Source organism: Okeania sp. SIO3I5 (genome assembly GCF_010672085.1).
Lineage (GTDB): Bacteria > Cyanobacteriota > Cyanobacteriia > Cyanobacteriales > Microcoleaceae > Trichodesmium.
This window is the reverse complement of record NZ_JAAHHT010000028.1, coordinates 57,750-79,750: the sequence shown is the minus strand read 5'-3', so window position 1 is coordinate 79,750 and position 22,001 is coordinate 57,750. Positions and strand designations below refer to the sequence as shown.

Here is a 22,001-nt window from a genome sequence, read left to right as displayed (position 1 = left end):
CAGGTTCCCAAACCTCACCATATTTCTCCTTCAACTCTTGCCAAGCTTCCACCTGCCCAACTTCATACTCTCCAGGTTTTCCGTTCTTAGAAACCTATGATTATCTACATAAATCTATGATCTTCTTGCTGATAATCTGTTCTATTCCTGCTTCAACCTGGCAACGTCGGCGTTATCCAGTCCGCAAGCTGTCACGGTCGAACTGACCGCCCTAGCTAAATTTAACGCTGCATTCAAATCTCGATCACAGCTAAAATTGCAGTGTTCGCACTTAAACACTCTTTCTGACAAAGACAGAGACTCTTTAACAGTTCCACACCTACTGCAAGTTTTAGAACTGGGAAACCATCTATCAACGATGATTAGCTCAGAACCATACAAGTCACACTTATATTCTAACTGTCTTCTAAACTCATAAAACCCCATATCAGCAACAGCCTTAGCTAGCTTGTGATTAGCCATCATGCCTGATACATTTAGGTCTTCTATTACTATCTGGCTGTGGTTTTTAGCCAAATAAGTAGTTAGTTTATGCAATGTATCTTTCCTAATGTCAGCTACCTTTGTGTGTAGTCTCGCTATTTTTAGCTGTGCTTTTTTCCAGTTATTAGAAAACTTGACTTTATGTCGATTCAAGTATTGCAACCTAGAAAGTTTAGCTTCTAACTTTCTATAGGATTTAGCTCCTGGAAATACTTCACCAGTTGAGAGTGTAGCTAGTGATTTCACACCCAAATCAACACCAACTACGTCAACTGATTTCTCAGTGACTTGAGGTTCTGTTTCTATCTTGAAGCCAATGAACCAACGATCAGCTTTTTTAGTTATAGTTACAGATTTAGGAGTAACATGATCTGGCAAGATTTCAAAAGTTTTTATCCATCCAATTCTTGGTAATTTTATGTGATTAAAGCCGACCGTAATTGAGCCATCTAGAGTAAAACTATCATCCCTACCTTTTTTCTTGAATTTAGGTTGACCAGAAACTTTGGTGAAACAGCGTTTCCAAGCAACGGACAAATACCTCAAAGCATATTGAGGCGCTGTTTTAGAAACCTCGTAGTACCAATAGTTTTTAGGTTTAACCATTGCTACTAAAAGTTTATGCAGGTCGATTGCAGTAGGAAAAAATAGTTTACTTTTAGGATTATTGAAATTGTGATTAAGGATGTTCCTAGTCAACCATAATCCCCAATTCCAAGCGTGACGAGCCACGCCAGCGTGTTTAGCTAGCAGCGTTTTTTGCTGGTTTGTGGGTTGTAATTCAGTTTTGAATCCTAGTAACATACAACAGATAATCCCAGATTTTTATAGATAATACCAGATTTTAGCCAACAGTTACAAGCCCCAGTTTCAAACTTTACCTGTTTAATCAGATCCATATTCAGATGAAACTCAAAAAGATCAGCGTGCATATTAGCATATTTACCTTTAGGAAGTTCAGCATAAAATAACTTTTGAATTTTGCCCCTAACTTCCAATACCGCAGCACTACTTGTCACAATTAAACGTAAAGTTCCAAGTTGTTCACAAGCTTCTAAAAAATCTTTCAAATTAGTAGTCATAGATAAAATTTTGATTATTTATTTTTCGGCCTTGTTGATTTTAGATATTTCTTCTTTTTAAGACATAGAAAAAGCTCCTTTATAACTCCTGACTCCTGACTCCTGACTCCTAAAAACCTATTTTTCATAATCTTCATAAGCAGCAACTATTTTCTGCACCAAAGGATGTCGTACCACATCTGCCTGAGATAGTTCACAAATAGAAATACCTTCAACATTCCGTAAAATCTTCATCGCAACAGATAATCCCGACTTTTGACTAAGAGGTAAATCTGTTTGAGTAATATCCCCCGTCACTATCATTTTTGAACGGAAACCCAAACGAGTTAATACCATTTTCATCTGAGCAGGAGTAGTATTTTGAGCCTCATCAAGAATCACAAAAGAATTATTCAAAGTCCTACCTCTCATATAAGCTAAAGGTGCAACTTCAATAACTCCCTTTTCCATCAAAGTATTCACTTTTTCTGGTTCAATTAATTCATAAAGAGCATCATATAAAGGTCGCAAATAGGGATTAATTTTTTGTTGCAAATCTCCTGGTAAAAATCCTAACTTTTCTCCTGCCTCCACAGCAGGTCTCGTTAAAATTAACCGTTCATATTGATTGTCTAAAAGCGCTTGAACTGCTATAATAGCACCCAAAAACGTTTTACCAGTCCCCGCAGGTCCAACACAAAAAGTCATATCATGGCTACGAATAGCCTGGACATATTTTCTTTGGCGAAAAGTTTTAGCCCTAATTTCTAGTCCCCGGCGGGTTTTGGCCAGAACATCTTGTTGGAGTTGTTCCAGGTCATCTTGACGGTTTGTCTCAATAGCATGGCGAGCAGTAAGAATTTCTACCCCAGTGATAGTTTTGCCATGCTTCCAGAGGCTTTCTAAAGAATATACGATTTTCTGGCATCGCTCAATTTGACTTGCAGTGCCAGTTATCAATAATTCTTGTCCCCGTAGTACAATATTTGCCCCTGTGTGCTTTGCCAATAATTTGATATTTTCTTCCTGATATCCAGAAAGAGCGATCGCGCTATCCACACTAGGCAATTCTATTTTTACCGCCTCTGTCATGCCAGCATATTTCTCAGATCCATCATCATTCTTGAATTGTTGGAATTAGCTAATCTACAGTAAGTCATAACAAAACTGACCTAGAAATTAGGTCTCGATCTAGGATAGGAGATCGAAAAAAATCAACTTTAGTATTTTAAGCCTCTCTTCAGATAGAGGTACTGATAACTCATAACTGAAATGCCACCACTATTCCTGATCGAGATTAGTGGTGGCATTAGTAATGATTTTTATGTCATTCCTTGTCCATTTCTTTTAAAAATTGGACTTGGAGTTGTACCACGATGACGAGATAGTCTGTGTCTATTTTCAGGGACGCGACTACTTGGTATAATCCTTCTATCGTATACTCCCTCTTCTTGATTACTTGGATAATCGGAATAATAAGAGTGTTGTATATCTGGCTGGTCTTCGTAGATTTCCAAATGTACAGATTGATCTGCTGCTTGAGCTACTGCTGCTAACACAGTACGAATCGCTTGGATATTACGTCCTCCACGACCATAGACTCGCCCTTTTTCCGGTTCATCAAAAGCCAGACGAATCCATGCCTTTGCTTGCCGGGGGTTAACTTCACAATCCACTCGTAAAGACTCTGGTGACTCTAGAAATGGCTCAATTAGACACCTAACTATTTCAGCATAATCAGGATTCACTGACTGGCGGTTGTTCCTCAGACTCGTTAATTGTTGCTGTTGCAGTTGACTCACTGTCACTGGTTTCGTTGATTTCAGTATTGGCAGTTGCTTGGATCGGTTCAGTATTGGTAATGGCTTCTGTTGATTCTGCATGGGAAACTGATACATTTGCTTGGGTGTTAACTCCGATTCTGGATGATTCAAGGACATTGGCTTTCTTCAATATGTTACGCACTGTATCTGTTGGTTGGGCACCTTGTTCAAGGCGTTTTGTAATTGCTGGCACATCTAATCTTGTTTCATCTGTTCTGGGGTTATAAAAGCCGAGTTCTTCTAATGGACGGCCGTCACGACGGGAGTTACTATTCATTGCTACTATCCGGTAGCTAGTCTCCCGTTTTTTTCCATATCGCTTTAATCGTAATTTGATCATTTCGAGTTATTATACTCCTCTTTGGAATTATAAGCTATTATTTCATCGTCATCTAGGAACATTGTCGATATTTCTTTTGACATCCTCATCCTGCCTCAAGGCGAGGAGATTCTCATCCATTCAAATCAAACAAACGCACATTGTTTAAGTTTGAACTCAGAGCGGGTTGACCGTTCTTAGAAACATAAGATTATCTATATAAACATAAGATTTTCTATAAACAATCTGTTCTATTCCTGCTTCAAACTGGCAACGTCGGCGTTATCCAGTCCACAGGCTGTCACGGACGAACTGCCCGCCATAGCTAAATTTAATGCTGCATTCAAGTCTCGGTCGCAACTAAAATTGCAGTATTCGCAATTGAAAACGCGCTCTGATAACAAGAGAGACTCTTTAACAGTTCCACACTTAGAGCAAGTTTTAGAGCTAGGAAACCATCTATCTACAATGATGAGTTCAGAACCATATAACTCACACTTATAACCTAACTGTCTACGAAACTCATAAAAACCCATATCAGCAACAGCCTTAGCTAGCTTGTGATTAGCCATCATCCCTGATACATTTAAGTCTTCTATTACTATCTGGCTGTGATTTTTAGCCAAGTAAGTAGTAAGTTTATGCAATGTATCTTTTCTGATGTTAGCTATCCTGTTATGCAATTGAGTTATTTTGAGTTGAGCTTTCTTCCAATTATTAGAGAACTTAGTTTTATGTCGGTTTAAATATTGCAACCGAGAGAGTTTTGCTTCAAGCTTTCGGTAAGACTTAGCACCAACAAAAACTTCACCAGTTGATAATGTGGCTATTGCTTTTACTCCTAAATCTACACCAACAACATCTACTGATTTATGTGTAATTTGAGGTTCTTTCTCTATCTTGAAACTAACAAACCATCTGTTTGCTTTCCTGCTAATAGTTACAGACTTGAAATTAACATGATCTGGTAAAATTTCAGAAGTTTTAATCCATCCAATTCTCGGTAATTTTATCTGATTAAAACCGACTGTAATTGAACCATCTAAAGTGAAACTATCGTTTCTGCCTTTTTTCTTAAATTTAGGTTGACCAGACACTTTGCTAAAGCAGCGTTTCCAAGCAACGGACAAATACCTCAAAGCATATTGAGGTGCAGTTTTAGAAACCTCGTAGTACCAGAAGTTTTTCGGTTTAACCATTGCTACTAGAAGTTTATGCAAGTCAATAGCAGTAGGAAATTTAAGTTTACTTTCAGGATTAGTGGAATTGTGATTAAGGATATTTCTAGTCAGCCATAAACCCCAATTCCAGGCGTGACGGGCTACACCAGCGTGTTTAGCTAATAAGGTTTTTTGTTTATTATTTGGATGTAGTTCAGTTTTGAATCCAAGTAGCATAAAACAGATAATCCCAGATTTTTATATATAATACCAGATTTTAGCCAACAGTTACAAACCCCCCGGCAACTAATATATTTATTGCTCCGTTTAGGTCTCTATCATACATACTTTGCACAAAAATTTAGGCATTGCCATTCTCTAATTTACCACCACGGAAACCACAGTTTGAGCAAGTTTGATTTGTAGGTTCCCAACGACTAATTACTATTAGATCGCGACCATATTTTCTGCTTTTCCTTCTAGAAATATTCTCAATGTTTTCCAATCTAAATCAGAAATAGCTCTAGATAATTTAGGGTTAGAAACCATTCCAGAAATATTCAAATCCTCTAAAACAATTGTTTGGTTTTCACGAATTATTTCAGTAGATAATTTATGCAGAAAATCTGTTCTTGTATCTTTCAGTTTGGCATGAAATTTAGCTATTTTTAGTCTAGCTTTTTCATAGCGTTTTGACCCTCTAGTTTTCTTAGACAAAGACTTACTTAACTTTCGTTAGCGCAGCTCCTCTGAAAGAGGCTACTTATTAATCTTTTTCTTTAACGGTTTTGGGACCTCTACCTTTTTACCATTGCTGAATGTAGCAAAAGTTTTAATACTTAAATCTATTCCAACTAAGTTATCAGTTTTTGCTAAAGTTTCAGAATTTATTTCTACTACAAAACTTAAAAAATATCTATTAGCTGAATCTTTAATTACTGTTACTGAACTAGGCTCGGTAGGTAATTTTTTAGACCAAATTATTTTGATTTTTCCAACTTTAGCTAAATATACTTTATGAGGTTCAATTTTAAAACCTCCTTCCCTAAATCTAGCAGATTGCCTTGATTTTTTGGTCTTCAATCTAGGAGGTTTAACTGCTTTTCCTTTTCTCTTACCTTCACAACTATTGAAAAAATTTTGATAAGCTTGATGTAAATCATTCAACGATTGCTCTAATGGAATATTAGAAACCTCTGACAACCATTCTCTATGCTTGGTGTTTTTAGATTGAGTAATGAACTGTTTTTGTAGTTCTCCATTACTAGGTTTTTTTTCACCTTGTCTATATAACTCGTTGCAATATCCTAGACTATCATTCCAAACTGTTCTTGCACAACCAAATAATTTGGCTAAAGCTGTTTTTTGAATATTGTTCGGATATATTCTATACTTGTATCTTGCTTTCATATCTTTTAAAGCTGCCCGAACCCCTTTTTCTTTTTCTGCTTCTTTTTCTTTTTACCACTACCCATACCTTGCTGGTTACGCCAACCTGGGGGTGTTTTACCTCCTAGCATACCGGGCATACCCATACCAGGCATTTCCATACCAGGCATACCGGGCATCCCCATTCCTGGCATTCCGCCTTGGCCCATTTGCTGCATCAGCGATCGCATTCTTTGGAAGTCACTCACCAGTTTACTAACATCTTTTTCAGCATAACCTGAACCACCTGCAATACGTCGTCGTCGGGAAGGAGATTTTGCTAAAAGTTCTGGGTTTTGGCGCTCTTGGCGTGTCATAGAATTAATCATAGACTCACACCGTTTTAGCTGAGTTTCTCCCTGCTGCAACTGATCATCACTTATTTTATTCATTCCTGGAATTAATTTCATAATTCCTCCCAAGGAACCCATATTTTTCATCAGTCGCGTTTGCTTCAGGAAGTCAGTAAAGTCAAACTTAGCTGAGAGAATTTTCTCTTGCATTTTTTCAGCATCAGCTATGTCAAAATCTTCACTAGCCTTTTCTACCAGGGTCAGTACATCTCCCATCCCCAGAATCCGAGAAGCCATTCTTTCTGGGTAGAAAGGTTGCAGAGCTTCTACTTTTTCTCCCACCCCTACAAATTTTATCGGTTGACCAGAAATTCGACGGACTGATAAAGCCGCCCCACCTCTTGTATCCCCGTCCATTTTTGTTAGGATAGCCCCTGTTATCCCAATTTGATCGTTGAAGGTACGGGTCAATGTTGCTGCCTCTTGACCTGTCATTGCGTCTACTACTAGCAAGGTCTCCTGAGGCTTAACTGCTGCTTTAATTCTAGCTAGTTCGGCCATCATATCTTCGTCTATCTGTAGCCGACCTGCTGTATCTATAATTACTGTATCTATACCATCTGCTTTGGCCTGTTCTACCCCTTTTTGAGCAATTTCTACAGGATCTATATCTGTGCCTAATTCAAATACTGATACATCTATCTGTTTACCCAGGGTAACTAACTGGTCAATAGCAGCGGGTCTATATATATCAGTAGCTACTAGCAAAGCACTCCGGTTCTGCTTCCGTAAATGTAGGGCCAATTTGGCTGAGGCGGTGGTTTTTCCTGTTCCCTGTAAACCTGCCATTAGCACAATAGTTGGCGGTTGGTCAACTTTTGCTAAGGGAGTGTTGCTTTCTCCCATTACCTGCACTAGCTCATCATGGACTATTTTGATGAACTGTTGGTCTGGTCTTACTCCTGTTAATACATTTGCTCCTTCGGCCTTTGTGCTAACCTCAGCTATAAAGTCTTTGACAACTTGTAAGTTTACATCGGCCTCTAATAGGGCACGACGTACTTCTCGCAGGGCATCTTGGATATTGGAGTCTGTAATTTTGTCTTGACCCCTTAGTTTTTTCCAGGCAACTTCTAAGCGGTCAGCAAGGGCTTCAAACATAAAGCAATTTCAGCTATCTGGTAGTAATTTTTATTATATATCATTTGACTATTTTTTGTATTTTTCTCCTAATTTTTTTTAATGTTTATCTTTCATTTGGCAATTCCTAGCTTTGTCGTCTCACTTATCTGCTTTTGCTCTTTTATGTATTGCTCATCCCCAACTTTAACAATATCTGCTTTGATTCATACCTTTTTCTCGTTTCCACAGGGGGTTAATATCTATCCATAGCCTATTTTATGCTCAAATACTTAAGATAATTTACATTTTAGTGTTTTTTCTGCCCATCAAATTTTCTATTTTTTTTTTAGATTGAGGGAAATAATTAAGTTTTTTAGGAGGTATTCTATTCTTAAAATTTGTACTTTAAATTTTCTTTCTTCGTATTTTTTTTATCAAAAAATAAATCTAAGTTGAGTTTTTTTATAACTATAAATCGGTGTAGTCTTGATCGTACTTATTACTTTTAGCAATAATTTTCTCATCTAGATTTTTGATCTATATTATCTATATAATAAATTGTAACTTTTTTCACTTCAATTTATTCAATAATTGAGCCAAACCCTTGATTATACTGGTAGAGTAATCTGCATATAGTTATGGAGTATTGCTACCTTTCCCTCTAACTCTAGTGGAAGCTTGATAGTTTTTAGCTTACTGATATCTGGAACAATGTCAATTATTTGGTACTGGTAAAAAAGTAGTTATTTTTTTTATGTGCCTCCCTATTATAGAAAGTATACACTGAGCAATATAACTACTTTGACTTAAGTATTACTGATATTAACACAAGCACAGTAATTTGTAAACTTAAGATATACTAATTGGATTGAATAATTTTATATCAGTTCGAGTGAATATTGCTACAGTTACGGAACAACGATTACTGGGGACAGGGAAAGAGAAGTATTTTAGCACTTAACAATTAACAATTAATAATTACCGAAATAATTAATAATTAAACAATTAAATAATTATCTAATTATTTCGGTAAAACTACTTTTATTTATGAAATATGAAATAATGTATTAATAAGTAGATTGTTTTCTGTAGAAAAAGCCGCTCCAAGACTTACACATAACTCGTCTATAATGCCCAAGTTTTATGTTAAGAAAGATGTTTATAAAGCAGATCCCAAAAAGGGAGAGGATTGACTAAGAGGAAAAGGAAAAAAAATTATTTCTTAAGGGGAGATTGGATCTGGTTAGGTAACTTATCTATCCCTCAACCACTTTTACCCTTAAAAGGAGGAAACTTTCCAGGTGAATTATTTAATTAATAATTATTAATTATTCGGTAAAAAAGGTTTGATTTTTACAATTGGTAGGAGGTCTAAAGTATTGGCTTATATGCAAGAATCACAGGTTCATAAGTAACTACTTTGTTTGAATTTGGTATTACAGAACTACATTTGTTAGTAACAACAATTACTGGAATTTATAGTAAATATTTAGCAAATTAGTAGTATGAGGACATGCTTTCGTAATTTGCTGTGGCCAGAATTTATTTCTACTATTGAAAATTCCCCCTTACTGTTAATCATTTAGGTCTAATAGAAGTCAGGAGCTAATTAAGAAGACGCAAAAATAACTCAGTATGTAATGAAACATCAAGTTGCTCAAAAATCTCTTCCCTTCAACATACCTGTCCTTTGTATGTAACTAACCCAAGGTTTGTCTCCCCTAACTACCTTGTGATCAAAATAATTTTTAACGTTGACCTAGTTAAGCTAAATTATTTGTATACTTACTGCTCAGATATATTCTCTATTTTGAAAATTCATGTAATACCAAGCTTTAAAAAAGAATGTTACGAATAATAAGGGCAAGACTAAAGAATTTACATATAGATTTTCTTTTGATAAATTCGATAATTTATGAACTAAGAACGATATCAAAGTTATTCATTCTGACTCCTGTACGGGCGATTTCCTACGGAATGCTGCGCAAACGCGAATTGCCTCTACTACTTAGGGACAAGGTTGACTAAAAGGTTTAGGGAGAGGATTGAACAAGAAGGAAAAAATTTATTTTTTTCCCCTTGAAAGGGGGAGGCTAATAAAGCTGAATTATTTAATTATTAATTATTCGGTAATGGCGATTTTCACTCCGACTCAACAATCCTACGTCCTAGTTATGGGGGATTTTAACTAGAGCTATAAAAACTGACAACTCAATGGACTCAAGTTGATAGCTAGTTAATAATTTTTCTAAGTTCGATCTATCTTTTTGTAGCATACTATTCTTTGATTTATCTATAATTTCTAGCCCCAAAATTTTGTTGTGTAATAAAACTAACAATTTTTGACACCAGAAATTTTTTATGGTAGATTAATTTATCAAAATAATTGGGTCTAAAACCCCGCCTTGCTCGGCGAAATATTTTTGGAGCGGGACTCAAATCCTCGTTACAAAAATAACTTCTGACTTCTGACTTCTGACTTCTAACTTTGTTAACATCACTAATACTACTCAACCTAAAAATATACCATAATATTCCACCACCAAATGAAACTAGAATCACATGAGTTTATTCGCTATTTTGAACCAGAGCAAGCTGCACAAATTTCCCAGATTGCTATTATTAAAAAATTTAATCCTCAAGAGATTATTTTTGAAGAAGGTGATCAATCAGATGCTTTATTCTTAGTTCTAGAAGGTGAAGTTCAAGTTAGTAAAAAAAGCGGTGGAGGTAATAATTATGTTGTGATTACATCAGTTGAATCAGATGGTTATTTTGGCGAATTAGGAATTATAGATAAACAGCCAAGGAGTGGTAGGGTAGTTGCATCTAAGGAAACAATTGTGGCTACAATTTCTTATGATTCCATAATAGATATATTAGCCAATACAAAAGGGGATGTTGTTTTAAAAATATTAAGTATTTTACCTCAAAGATTGCGGAACGTGACGACTGAATATGTCAATCAATTAGCTTATAAAGAAAAAATGACTTTGATTGGAGAAATGCTCAACACTATTATTCACGATTTTAGAAGTCCTTTTACTGGTATTCAATTATCAAGTTCAATGTTAAAAGAACTCCATCCCGATCCAGAAAGTCAAGAGTGGTGTGATTTAATTTCAATGCAAGTTCAGAGAATGTTAAATATGGCAGAAGAAGTGCTTGCTTTTTCTCAGGGAAATACAAAATTATATTGTCAGCCAATTGATATAGCAAATCTATTACAAAATTTTGCTAAATTAAATCAGGTTTATGTTGATTCTGCTTTTGTAAAATTGATAGTTTCTGTTGAAGAGGGTTTGATTATAAATGCTGATGAAAACAAAATAAACCGCGCTCTACAAAATTTGTTAGCTAATGCTTTAGAAGCTATCAATCAATATGAAGGCAAGATAGAAATTAAAGCTAAGAGAAAAGAGCGATGGGTTGAAATTATATTTTCGGATAATGGATCTGGTATTCCTAAAGAAATTCAGGATAATTTATTTGAAGCTTTTGTAAGTTATGGAAAACAGGGTGGTATAGGGTTAGGAACTGCGATTGTGAAAACAATTATTGATGCTCATTCTGGAGAGATTTTTTTTGAATCAACTCCAGGTAAAGGCACAACTTTTTACCTTCGTTTTCCCCTAGCGACAACAATAATTAATAATTAATAATTAATAATTATTAATTGATAATTGATAATTGATAATTGATATAGCAATCCTATTTTATTCGTTTCAAAAATCTTGCCACTTTTTGGTATGGAGGTTTGGAAGCAATGGTTAATGGGTAATTGATAAGCAATGTAGACAAAATTAATTACCGAATAATCATTAATTATTTAGGTTAAAAGCTTCCCCTTTCAAGCTATGCTTTATAAACATCTTTCTTAACATAAAGCTTGACAAAATTCACATTATGTATAAGCCTTGAAAAAGCTCTTGTTGGAGAAAAAGCGTATTAAAAAATACATTCTGGTGCGCTCATTTAAGTAGTTTTACTTGGTTACTATGACTCTTTCTCCCTTCTCCCATCTTCCCCACAAGCTTTTCAGGAGCTCCTTATCAGGGATAGCCTTTCAAGGCAAGGTATATTTATTGTCACGCTTAGAAAAAAGGAGGAGAGGGTGGGGAATGTGGGAAGTGTGGGAAGTGTGGGAAGTGTGGCAAGTATGGCAAGTGTGGCAAGTGTGGCAAGTGCAGGACTCAAAAAATATAGGGTTGTAAATATTCTCTGACGACAATGAATTAGCCCTGCCTTTTCAAGGGGAAAAAAAGGGGGCGAGGGATGGCGAGGTTTCCCACTCTTACAGAGCTGCTGCCTCTTGCCTCCTTCAGAGGAACTTCCCTAACAAAGGAGTTTTCCGATAGGAAAGCTTTGCGTCAGGAAAAACGCCAGATCCAATCTCCCCTTGAGAAAAGTGCTAGGATATTTCCTTATATTCAATTCCCTTACAGTTTTAACTAGAGGTAATTATCCATTAATAAAACATCTATACAAGCTGAATTTTTTTCCTGCTAAAGATTCCAGAGAATTAGAATAGGTAAATAATTTTTTTTAGGTACTTAATTGATAATTGATATACTGACAGCTAATAGCTGATGTTGAATGCTTATTTGTGAATAAATAAACACTAATATTTATTGCTAAATCTTGAATTTTAACTGGCGATTTAAAATAAGGTGACTGACGATTTTGACGATAATTTTACACCTCCATCTGCTGATATTAAAACTAATTCTACAGACACAGAAAATAGCTTATCTATAGTAGCTTTAAGAAAACAAACAATTCAAAAAATTCGTTTCAATTTGCGGCCAGGACAACAACAAATGGCTGATTGGCAAGGGGGGCCTTTGGGAGTATCGGCAGTTCCTGGAGCAGGAAAATCTTATGGTTTGGCAACAGCAGCAGCTTTAGCGATCGCTCGTTATCAATTACATAGTTACTATCAATTAATTGTTGTTACTTTTACTCGTTCGGCAGCTATTAATATTAGGGTTAAAATTCGCAAATGTTTAGAGGAATTATCTTTGCCTAAGGGCAGTTTTGAAGGCAGTTTTGTTGTTCATACTTTGCACGGTTTGGCTTTAAGCATTGCCCTACGTCATCCTGAATTATCTGGGTTGGATTTAGAAAATTCTAATTTGATTTTGCCTACTCCTAGTAATAAGATAACTCGCAGTTGTGTAGAAAATTGGATTGCGAATAATCCGAGACATTATCAATTTTTAATTGAAGGAAGTCAGTTTGATGGAGAGGAAACGGAACGTTTAAGAAGGCAGTCTGTTTTACGGACTGAAGTATTACCTCAATTGGCTTGGAAAGCTATTCAACAAGCTAAAAGTTCTGGTCTTAAACCTGAAGATTTATGGCAACTACGAGAGAGAGAAAATGATAATTATCAAGTTTTGACTATTGCTGCTAGTTTATATCAAAAATATCAGGAAATATTGAGGGAACGTCAATTAATTGACTACGATGAAATGATTTTGGCAGCTTTACGAGTATTGCAAAATGAAGGTGCTAGAAAAATGTGGCAAAAGCAAGTATTTGCTGTGTTTGAAGATGAAGCTCAAGATTCTACACCTTTGCAAACTAAGTTATTAGAAATACTTGCTACATCCACAGAAAATAATGATAGTAATTTAGATTTTCATTCTCTTACTCAAGAGCAAAAGTTATCAAAATTAAGCTATCTAAATTTGATGCGTGTGGGAGACCCGAATCAAGCAATTAATTCTACATTTACTCCAGCAGATCCAATAGATTTTCGGCGGTTTTGTGAAGACTGCGAAGAGTTAGAAAAATTGGCAGTTATGCAACAAGCTGGTCGTAGTTGTCAGATAATTATTGATGCAGCTAATTTTGTGTTGAAGTGGGTAAATAATTCAAAATTAGCCGGAAAAGAAAAACCATTTAGAGACCAAAATATTCATCCTGTAGAAGTTAAAGAATCGGGAAATAATAATAATCCTGTAAAAGCTAAAGAATCAGAGAATAATAATAATCCACCAGCTACTGGTAATGGTTTGGAAATATATGAACCTAGAGATATTTATCAAACACTTGAATTAATGGGTAAACGGATAATTAATTTGTTTAAAGAAAATCCTGAAGGTAAGTTTGCTGTATTAGTAAGGGAAAATAAACAAGGAAAATTTATTGCAGATACTTTTAGTAATCCTGGAAAGTATGGAGTCGAAATTGATTTAGAAAAATATGGTATTAAAATACATGACGTTTCTCAAGGCGCACGTCACTCTCAAATTCCGGCAGAAATATTAGCATTAATACAATTTATTGACCGCCCTCATTCTCCAGATTATTTAAAATCTGCTTTGAAAGTTTTGGGCGATCGTCGCTTAATTCCGCAGGAAGATTATAATTCTTTTGCTTCTCAATTAGAGCAATTTCTTTACCCTGGTCCTCTCGATCCATATCAATCAGAAAAGGTGCGTAAATGTCGTGATTTTTGTCGTAGTTTGCTCAGAGCAAAATCTGAATTACCTTTATTTCAGTTAATTTCTTTTCTAGCTTTGGCATTAAATTATGAACAATCAGATTTGGCAACTGCTGATAAGTTAGCTGAAAGAGTTGCTAAACAAATTGCTGGTAATAGTTCGATGAATGCGATGTTAGAAGTGTTAAGTGAAATTGTAAATTCTGAGAGATTTGAATCTGTAGAGGTGGAGGAAAATGCAGAGGAATATTATACTCGTCCTCAGCAACTTACTATTATTACTATGCACAAATCTAAGGGGTTAGATTGGGATTTTGTCTTTCTACCTTTTTTGCATGAAAATATAATTCCTGGTAATTTACGAGTTTTACCCCAGGCTAATTTTTTGGGAGATTTTGACTTAGCTGAAGTGGCGAGGGCACAAATTCGCGCGAGTTTGCAAGGGGAAGATTTACCAGATATTTCTAAAGCTTGGGAAGAGGCAGGATATTTAAAAATGGCTGAAGAATTTCGGTTATTATATGTGGCAATGACTAGGGCAAAAAGGTTGTTGTGGATGTCTGCGGCAAAGTTAGCTCCTTTTACTTGGAATAAACCGGAAAATTTACAAGCGCAAAAACCAAGTCCTGTTTTGTCTGCTTTAAAAGATGAGTTTAGAAAGAGGAAGTAAGCTCACACGGATAGCTCACACGGATTATGGCACGGATACACGGATTATGACACGGATAGCTCACACGGATTATGGCACGGATACACGGATTATGGCACGGATACACGGATTATGACATGGATAGCTCACACGGATTATGGCACGGATACACGGATTATGACACGGATAGCTCACACGGATTATGGCACGGATACACGGATTATGACACGGATAGCTCACACGGATTATGGCACGGATAGCTCACACGGATTATGGCACGGATATACGGATTAAGATATATGGATTACCCCCGCATACCACAAAACAGCTAGTTTATCAAACTGCCATAACAGTAAGGGAGAAAAATTAGTCTTTCATGGCAGAAAAAATCAACAAAATTTCCTTTGAAAACAACGATACAATTAGGGTTTCACGCCTCAAAATTCAATTAAGCAATAACTCTCCTTTGGATTTTTCATCCTTTTAGACTATCACAGAACCGAACCAAAAAGCTGAAAATATTGAAACCTCGTTAAATAAATCGGGCAAAATTTCCCCTGATTTGTCATTAAACCCTGATAATATTTAAAATTTTCAAACTAAATACTACAAACCTATAACCAAAACTTAGAAGTATAGCGTTGGCGGAGCCTAGCGGCAGCTATATCGCCTTTGAGACAAACATCTCAATTTTACATTCTATGAAGCACCCCACTAGAAGAGATGGGTAGTCAAAATTTCTGACTATTACTTATAGAGCTAGAGTTAATTCATTCTTTGAAGCACCCAACCAGAAGGGATGGGTAGTCAAAATTTCCGACTATCTCCTAAAAAAACGACCCTTCAAAAAAGCGATCGCCTATGCTTACAACTATCAAAATTAAGCATTTTATGAAGCATCACACTAGAAGAGATGGGTAGTCAAAATTTCTGACTATTACTTATAGAGCCAGAATTAATTCATTCTATGAAGCACTCAACCATAAGGGATGGGTAGTCAAAATTTCCGACTATCTCCTAAAAAAACGACCCTTCAAAAAAAACCGATCGCCTATGCTTACAACTATCAAAATTAAGCATTTTATGAAGCATCCCACTAGAAGAGATGGGTAGTCAAAATTTCTGACTATTACTTATAGAGCCAGAATTAATTCATTCTTTGAAGCACCCAACCAGAAGGGATGGGTAGTCAAAATTTCCGACTATCTCCCAAAAAAACGACCCTTCAAAAAAGCGATCGCCTATACTTACAACTATCAAAATTAAGCATTCTCCTATATCACTCTCAAAAAAGCATTGCCTTTGAGACAACCATCCCAATACAACATTCTCTGAAGCACTCCCAAAAAAAACGGCGTGTCTAAAAAACCGATTACTTCCCAAACCAGCAACTAATCATTCTCTCAAGACTGCCAAAAAAGCATCAACTCTGACTCGTCCTTACCACAAAACGGTAAATCTATCAAACTGCTATAACAGCAAGGGAGAAAAATTAGTCTTTCATGGCAGAAAAAATCAACAAAATTTCCTCTTTAAACAACGATACAGTTAGGGTTTCACGCCTCAAAATTTAATTAAGCAATAACTCTCCTTTGGATTATTCATCCTTTCAGACTATCACAGAGCCGAACCAAAAAGCTGAAAATATTGAAACCTCGTTAAATAAATCGGGCAAAATTTCCTCGAATTTATCATCAACCCCTGACAATATTTAAAATTTTTAAACCAAAAATCACAAACCTATAATAAAAACTTAGACTGACAAAGTACGTTCTATTTTTTTAGGAATGTTTTGGTAGATAGGGGAGCTACAACTCTTTGTTTACTACCAGAAGCGATCGCTCAGTTAAGATTAGAAATTCTCAAAGAAGTAGATGTAATGAATGCTACTGGTGTTAGTAAAGCACGCATTTTTCAAGATACTAAAATTTCTCTACTTGGAAGGGAAGGAACTTTTGAATGTTTAGAACTTCCTGGAGGTAACGACCCTTTATTAGGAGTATTGCCACTAGAAGCATTAAGTATTGAACTTGATTTGCAAAATCAACAATTAAAAGTTTTATCTACTAGCTCTAATCAAACTTATCTCACAATTTTTTAGAGTGTTTTAGGCACTAGCCGTAACGCACCATGATTAATTTAAAAATCATGTAAAAAATTGATTATCAAACCCCATGATTAATTAAAAATTATCTAAAAAAATGGCGCGTTACACTTTGCTAAAACATCCAGCGACACTACTATTCATTTGCAAAGAGTGAAGATTTTTATTCAATTTATCCTACTCTTTATTCCCTATTTTATGTTTTCTTTCCCCCTAAAAAAACGAATTTTATACCTTACCAGCATGGGAATCGCTATAATAAAAATTATAATTTAACGACAAAATCAAAATAAGCAATTCATTTGATAATCTGGCAAATCAAGATAACAGTCTGAGCGACAATTCTGGTTTACTTAATAACGATGATTTATCTTCAAATTCGGATGCCATAAATCAAGACTTAAACCAGAATTTGACCGATGGTTTCCATCAGCAAGAGCAGTTCGACTATCAAAATTTAAGTATGGGTTTAGGAGAAAATTCCGACTTTTCTCAAAATAATTTTTCATTGGATAATTTGGCAAATCAAGAAAGGGTTATTAGTGACAATTCTGCTTTACTTAATAATGATAATTTTTCCTCAAGTTCGGATGACATAAATCAAGACTTAAACCAGAATTTGACCGATGGTTTCCATCAGCAAGAGCAGTTCGACTATCAAAATTTAAGTATGGGTTTAGGGGAAAATTCCGACTTTTCTCAAAATAATTTTTCATTGGATAATTTGGCAAATCAAGAAAGGGTTATTAGTGACAATTCTGCTTTACTTAATAATGATAATTTTTCCTCAAGTTCGGATGACATAAATCAAGACTTAAACCAGAATTTGACCGATGGTTTCCATCAGCAAGAGCAGTTCGACTATCAAAATTTAAGTATGGGTTTAGGGGAAAATTCCGACTTTTCTCAAAATAATTTTTCATTGGATAATTTGGCAAATCAAGAAAGGGTTATTAGTGACAATTCTGGTTTACTTAATAATGATAATTTTTCCTCAAGTTCGGATGCCATAAATCAAGATTTAAAGCAGAATTTGACCGATGGTTTCCATCAGCAAGAGCAATTCAACTATCAAAATTCAAGTATGGATTTAGGGGAAAATCCACACTTAGCTCAAAATAATTTTTTATTCGATAATTTGGCAAATCAAGATAACAGTCTGAGTGACAATTCTGGTTTACTTAATAATGATAATTTTTCCTCAAGTTCGGATGAGATAAATCAAGACTTAAGCCAGAATTTGACTGATGGTTTCCATCAGCAAGAGCAATTCGACTATCAAAATTCAAGTATGGGTTTAGGGGAAAATTCAGACTTTTCTCAAAATCACTTTTCATCCGATAATTTCCATCAGCAGCAGCAATTTGAACATCAAAATTTTGGTACAGATTTTTCTGGAGTAAATTCTGAATCTCCATTGCCAGAAATTTCTAATTTTCAGCATGAGCAAAATAATTTAAGTTTAAATTCTCATACTTTTGAAAGTCAAAATATTAGTTTATCTAGTCATCGTTTGGAATTTGATTCATCCTCCGATCAATATCCTTACACAACTATAAATAATTCAGGTGATATTTACTTACATACAACTAACAATCATAATGGTTATTGTGCAGGTCATGTAAAAGGTCGTGAAGTTTATAATTCTGGTTATAATTATCTAGGATATGCAGGTACAGATGGTAAGGTTTATGATAATCATAATCATGCTGTTGGTTGGGTAGGTAGTAATGGCAATGTTTATAATAATGGAGGCATTAAAGTTCATCATACAAATCTAGGAGTAGTTGGTGGTGCTGCCTATTTATTATGTTCCTATTATGGTGGCGTAAATTAATTTTTGGGAAGGTTATTTCAGTTATCAGTTATCAGTACCTCCGACTGAAGCATTGGGATTGAAATACGGAATATTATTTTTTCTTGGTTGATTGAATATAGGGAGGAAACTTCGCCATTCCATCCTACGGACTGCTCCACAAATGACCGCTTTTTATCCCCTTAAAAGAGGAGGCGACAAACCCAAATTTTTTGGTCAATTGCGGGCAAGATGCCCGCACTACAAACATTAAATAACTGATAAATGAATGATTGAAACTAAACTAAAATTTTACACTTTTGCTGAATATTTGGAATACCAAGATGGTACGGATAATAAATATGAATTAGTTAATGGAGAACTCATATCTTTGATACCTGCTAGTGGAATTCATGCTTTGATTTTGACTTTTTTGTTTAAGGAATTTTATCGAGAAATTATCAGGATAAATGCTCCTTGGCAGGTAATGCCAGGAAATGTGGGAGTTAGAACTACTATTAATAAATCTCGCATTCCTGACTTAACTATTATTACTGCTGAACAAACGGAATTACTTAAAAATATGACTACTGCTATTTTAGATTCTGCTCCTATTTTAGTAGTAGAAATTGTTAGTCCTGGTAATAGGGATGATGATTATCGGTTTAAGCTATCGGAATATGCTGTGACAGAAATTCCTGAGTATTGGATAGTTGATTTTGAGGCACAAAAAATATCTGTTCTTAGTTTGGTAAATGGGTTTTATGAAGTGGAGGAATTTAAGAATGAGGATCTAATTATTTCTGGTACTTTTTCTGAGTTAAAATTAACGGTAAATCAGATTTTATCGGTTTAAGCGGATGATAAAGATCGCCAAGGATTTCAATCCTTGGCTAATAGCTTAAGTCATCTAAAGATGACTATATTATCTGTACTGTCTTTTTGTATTTTGGTTAATTAATGCAGCCTGATATAACATTAGAAAAGTAATTTATTAGAGACTGAGATTGTTTCGGGGGTATTTTAAATAATCATCAGAAATTCTGGTGGAACATCCCCTTAGTAATGACAATTTTACTGTGATGGGGAGGAACGACAATTACATTTTTATGACGAGTCAGGAATTTCTAGAGATTGGTGCGGGGGTGTGGGAAATAATCATCAGAAATTCTGGTGGAACATCCCCTTCGTAATGACAATTTTACTGTGATGGGAAGGAACGACAATTACATTTTTATGGAGAGTCAGGAATTTCTAGAGATTGCTTCGAGGGTGTGGGAAATAATCATCAGAAATTCTGGTGGAACATCCCCTTCGTAATGACAATTTTACTGTGATGGAGAGGAACGACAATTACATTTTTATGGAGAGTCAGAAATTTCTAGAGATTGGTGCGGGGGTGTGGGAAATAATCATCAGAAATTCTGGTGGAACATCCCCCTCGCAATGACATATAACGAATGACGTATAATGTAGGTTGGGTTGAGGAATAAAATCCAACATTTAGATTAGATGGCAATCTTATCTAATGACAGATAATTTAGGTTGAGTTGATAAAGGAAACCTAACTTTTCTTAAACTTTTTGAGCATAGGAAAAATTTCAAATTAGAAGGAAAAAAATTATGGTTTTACATTTACTTCCCGCAGTTGTTAGCGGAGGTGTTATGGCATGGAATGGAATAGTAAATGCTTTTAATGGTGCCTCTGGTAGAACAATGCAAAAAAATTTAGAAGGGCAACGACTAACTCATCAAAAAGAATTACAAGAAAAACAAATAGCTGCTCAACTTCAGCTTGAATATATGCGTACTACGTCTCAGATTAAGTTGCAGCAGAATAATCAAGCGTTTCAACTAGACTTACAACAAAATAATCAAGCGTTTCAGGCAGAGATAGAACATCAACGTTTTGCTGCTCAAGCAAAGTTACAACGAAATAATCAAGCATTTCAAAGAGAGTTAGAAACTCAACGTTTTGCTCATCAACAAGAATTACAAGAAAGACAAATCTCTGCACAATTTGACCTGGAAACTTATCGTCAAAAGTTCCAAGCTAAAATCGTCGCATACCAATGCCAAGAAAATCGGAAACTTCAAGAATTTATCAAAGCAGTAGATATGCAAATAGCTAAAAGTAATCAAGAGTTTCAAGCATGGCTATTTCAACAACAAAAACAACTACAAATAGAACTTGCTCAATATAACCGAGAAACTCAATTTTTTATCGCAGCATATCAACGAGAAGCTGCCCTAGAAATGAAAGAATTAGAAAACTGGCCGATCAAAAATTCTGTCCGGCAAATGCTCGAATCTCATCTCGGCAGAAATCCTGTTCCCATACAAATAATACCCGCACCTCCAAAAATAAACTATGACCGTTTTGAACATCTAAATAAAACTTCTAAATCAGGATTTCCTGAAGTAGAAAAACGTCTTTCCCAACACTTGCGAAATTTTCTTGAAAAATACTATCCTCTAGAAAACGAACAACGACCTACAAAACTAATAGACTACGGTTGGGAGAGTAGTCGTTTTGCTGGAGGTAGCGCGGTTACAACTATATTTAGTCGCTTAAAATCTGAACCAATAATATTACTGGAATCTGAAGTAGATGGAGATTTGATTAATATCCGAGTTGCTTATTGGAGTGGCGGAGAAGAAATTTATCCTTTCTACAAAACTATAATTTCTCATTTGCATTATCCGAAAGTTCTCTATGAATTTGCTATTCAACGTGCCTTACATTGGGAAACGAATGTTAAACAAAAACTCTTGGCGAAAGGCATGAGTGAACAAGAAATAAATCAAGAATATGGAGGTGATAATCTTTTAAATTTGCAGATTTACAGAAAGTCTGAGCAAGACAAATTAGCTGGAATAGAATTTGAACGTCACTACAAAACTAATAGCGAAGACTTTGGCAAATTCTCGGCTTTGTTAGGAGCATATCATAATATTATTGCTGCCCTATTTACTGACATCCATTACTTAATTCACACTAACTTATTGCCGAGGTTGCCAGAATTATTGCCGGAGTTAGAAACGGAATTTTCTGTAGATAAACGTCTGGCAGATGACCTGTTTCAAATGGTAGTTGAAAGTTATATTGGCAGTCTCAGAGCTATGGCAAAAGACCGTTCGGAATTAGTACCTGAATTTGCTGCGGATATTGCCTTTGGTTTGACTGGTTTATCTAATTCTTCTTTTGCAGAACAAATGTTAGATTTTGCCTTGGAGTCTTGGCTAAATTCTCGTTATCTTTCTGTGGAGAATGGCAAGGAAAAGTTTGATATGGTGGCTTAAAATTTACTGC

General features: G+C 35.4%; 17 protein-coding genes and 3 pseudogenes. 10 read left to right on the top strand and 10 right to left on the bottom strand.

Going from position 1 to position 22,001, the window contains the following annotated elements; all coding sequences use genetic code 11:
• Nucleotides 1-141: 141 nt before the first annotated feature.
• The 10 genes and pseudogenes from F6K40_RS09020 to ffh form a co-directional block, all read right to left on the bottom strand.
• Nucleotides 142-1,287: an RNA-guided endonuclease InsQ/TnpB family protein gene (locus F6K40_RS09020; protein WP_293134376.1), complete on the bottom strand. Its 1,146-nt coding sequence runs from the start codon at nucleotides 1,285-1,287 to the stop codon at nucleotides 142-144.
• A gap of 59 nt (nucleotides 1,288-1,346) precedes the next feature.
• A pseudogene (locus F6K40_RS09015) lies at nucleotides 1,347-1,565 on the bottom strand (ChuX/HutX family heme-like substrate-binding protein); the annotation flags it as partial.
• A gap of 117 nt (nucleotides 1,566-1,682) precedes the next feature.
• Nucleotides 1,683-2,636 carry a PhoH family protein gene (locus F6K40_RS09010; protein WP_293134373.1) on the bottom strand — a complete coding sequence of 318 codons (954 nt, stop codon included), beginning with the start codon at nucleotides 2,634-2,636 and terminating at the stop codon, nucleotides 1,683-1,685.
• 230 nt (nucleotides 2,637-2,866) lie between these two features.
• Nucleotides 2,867-3,352 carry a KH domain-containing protein gene (locus tag F6K40_RS09005; RefSeq protein ID WP_375340556.1) on the bottom strand — a complete coding sequence of 162 codons (486 nt, stop codon included), beginning with the start codon at nucleotides 3,350-3,352 and terminating at the stop codon, nucleotides 2,867-2,869.
• An 85-nt stretch (nucleotides 3,353-3,437) separates the two neighbouring features.
• Nucleotides 3,438-3,707, bottom strand: a pseudogene (gene rpsP / locus F6K40_RS09000) (30S ribosomal protein S16); the annotation flags it as partial.
• A gap of 230 nt (nucleotides 3,708-3,937) precedes the next feature.
• A complete protein-coding gene (locus tag F6K40_RS08995; RefSeq protein WP_293134370.1) occupies nucleotides 3,938-5,083 on the bottom strand; it encodes an RNA-guided endonuclease InsQ/TnpB family protein in 1,146 nt (381 codons plus the stop codon).
• Nucleotides 5,084-5,207: 124 nt separating this feature from the next.
• Nucleotides 5,208-5,351: a zinc ribbon domain-containing protein gene (locus F6K40_RS41560; RefSeq protein ID WP_483143765.1), complete on the bottom strand. Its 144-nt coding sequence runs from the start codon at nucleotides 5,349-5,351 to the stop codon at nucleotides 5,208-5,210.
• Nucleotides 5,294-5,563: a transposase gene (locus F6K40_RS08990; protein ID WP_293134367.1), complete on the bottom strand. Its 270-nt coding sequence runs from the start codon at nucleotides 5,561-5,563 to the stop codon at nucleotides 5,294-5,296. Before F6K40_RS08990 ends, F6K40_RS41560 begins: the two co-directional genes overlap by 58 nt.
• 42 nt (nucleotides 5,564-5,605) lie before the next feature.
• Nucleotides 5,606-6,256 carry an RNA-guided endonuclease InsQ/TnpB family protein gene (locus F6K40_RS08985; RefSeq protein ID WP_293134364.1) on the bottom strand — a complete coding sequence of 217 codons (651 nt, stop codon included), beginning with the start codon at nucleotides 6,254-6,256 and terminating at the stop codon, nucleotides 5,606-5,608.
• A gap of 5 nt (nucleotides 6,257-6,261) precedes the next feature.
• Complete coding sequence (gene ffh / locus F6K40_RS08980) at nucleotides 6,262-7,728, bottom strand: signal recognition particle protein (protein WP_293134361.1); 1,467 nt, start codon at nucleotides 7,726-7,728, stop codon at nucleotides 6,262-6,264.
• A gap of 2,507 nt (nucleotides 7,729-10,235) precedes the next feature.
• Between ffh and F6K40_RS08975 the strand changes: the two genes are divergently transcribed.
• The 10 genes and pseudogenes from F6K40_RS08975 (at nucleotide 10,236) to F6K40_RS08930 (ending at nucleotide 21,991) form a co-directional block, all read left to right on the top strand.
• On the top strand, nucleotides 10,236-11,348 hold the full coding sequence (locus F6K40_RS08975) for an ATP-binding protein (protein ID WP_293134358.1): 1,113 nt from the start codon (nucleotides 10,236-10,238) through the stop codon (nucleotides 11,346-11,348).
• Between the two features lie 1,011 nt (nucleotides 11,349-12,359).
• Nucleotides 12,360-14,810 carry an ATP-dependent helicase gene (locus F6K40_RS08970; protein ID WP_293134355.1) on the top strand — a complete coding sequence of 817 codons (2,451 nt, stop codon included), beginning with the start codon at nucleotides 12,360-12,362 and terminating at the stop codon, nucleotides 14,808-14,810.
• Nucleotides 14,788-14,925 carry a hypothetical protein gene (locus F6K40_RS08965; RefSeq protein ID WP_293134352.1) on the top strand — a complete coding sequence of 46 codons (138 nt, stop codon included), beginning with the start codon at nucleotides 14,788-14,790 and terminating at the stop codon, nucleotides 14,923-14,925. Before F6K40_RS08970 ends, F6K40_RS08965 begins: the two co-directional genes overlap by 23 nt.
• A complete protein-coding gene (locus F6K40_RS08960; protein WP_293134349.1) occupies nucleotides 14,922-15,083 on the top strand; it encodes a hypothetical protein in 162 nt (53 codons plus the stop codon). Before F6K40_RS08965 ends, F6K40_RS08960 begins: the two co-directional genes overlap by 4 nt.
• A gap of 1,492 nt (nucleotides 15,084-16,575) precedes the next feature.
• Nucleotides 16,576-16,890: pseudogene (locus F6K40_RS08955) on the top strand (aspartyl protease); the annotation flags it as partial.
• A 415-nt stretch (nucleotides 16,891-17,305) separates the two neighbouring features.
• Nucleotides 17,306-18,730 (top strand): hypothetical protein, encoded by a 1,425-nt coding sequence (locus tag F6K40_RS08950; RefSeq protein ID WP_293134346.1) that lies wholly within the window; start codon nucleotides 17,306-17,308, stop codon nucleotides 18,728-18,730.
• A 247-nt stretch (nucleotides 18,731-18,977) separates the two neighbouring features.
• Nucleotides 18,978-19,544: a Uma2 family endonuclease gene (locus F6K40_RS08945; RefSeq protein WP_293134343.1), complete on the top strand. Its 567-nt coding sequence runs from the start codon at nucleotides 18,978-18,980 to the stop codon at nucleotides 19,542-19,544.
• Between the two features lie 190 nt (nucleotides 19,545-19,734).
• Nucleotides 19,735-19,881: a hypothetical protein gene (locus F6K40_RS08940; RefSeq protein ID WP_293134340.1), complete on the top strand. Its 147-nt coding sequence runs from the start codon at nucleotides 19,735-19,737 to the stop codon at nucleotides 19,879-19,881.
• Nucleotides 19,882-19,988: 107 nt separating this feature from the next.
• Complete coding sequence (locus tag F6K40_RS08935) at nucleotides 19,989-20,138, top strand: hypothetical protein (protein WP_293134337.1); 150 nt, start codon at nucleotides 19,989-19,991, stop codon at nucleotides 20,136-20,138.
• A gap of 173 nt (nucleotides 20,139-20,311) precedes the next feature.
• Complete coding sequence (locus F6K40_RS08930; protein WP_293134334.1) at nucleotides 20,312-21,991, top strand: hypothetical protein; 1,680 nt, start codon at nucleotides 20,312-20,314, stop codon at nucleotides 21,989-21,991.
• The last annotated feature ends 10 nt before the right edge of the window (nucleotides 21,992-22,001 follow it).

Excerpts from the sequence above, each read along its gene's own strand:
- F6K40_RS08945 (WP_293134343.1), top strand. The coding sequence starts at position 18,978 with ATGATTGAAACTAAACTAAAATTTTACACTTTTGCTGAATATTTGGAA.
- F6K40_RS08985 (WP_293134364.1), bottom strand. The coding sequence starts at position 6,256 with ATGAAAGCAAGATACAAGTATAGAATATATCCGAACAATATTCAAAAA.
- F6K40_RS08930 (WP_293134334.1), top strand. The coding sequence starts at position 20,312 with ATGGTTTTACATTTACTTCCCGCAGTTGTTAGCGGAGGTGTTATGGCA.
- F6K40_RS08995 (WP_293134370.1), bottom strand. The coding sequence starts at position 5,083 with ATGCTACTTGGATTCAAAACTGAACTACATCCAAATAATAAACAAAAA.
- ffh (WP_293134361.1), bottom strand. The coding sequence starts at position 7,728 with ATGTTTGAAGCCCTTGCTGACCGCTTAGAAGTTGCCTGGAAAAAACTA.
- F6K40_RS08965 (WP_293134352.1), top strand. The coding sequence starts at position 14,788 with ATGAGTTTAGAAAGAGGAAGTAAGCTCACACGGATAGCTCACACGGAT.
- F6K40_RS08975 (WP_293134358.1), top strand. The coding sequence starts at position 10,236 with ATGAAACTAGAATCACATGAGTTTATTCGCTATTTTGAACCAGAGCAA.
- F6K40_RS09010 (WP_293134373.1), bottom strand. The coding sequence starts at position 2,636 with ATGACAGAGGCGGTAAAAATAGAATTGCCTAGTGTGGATAGCGCGATC.
- F6K40_RS08960 (WP_293134349.1), top strand. The coding sequence starts at position 14,922 with ATGACATGGATAGCTCACACGGATTATGGCACGGATACACGGATTATG.
- F6K40_RS09020 (WP_293134376.1), bottom strand. The coding sequence starts at position 1,287 with ATGTTACTAGGATTCAAAACTGAATTACAACCCACAAACCAGCAAAAA.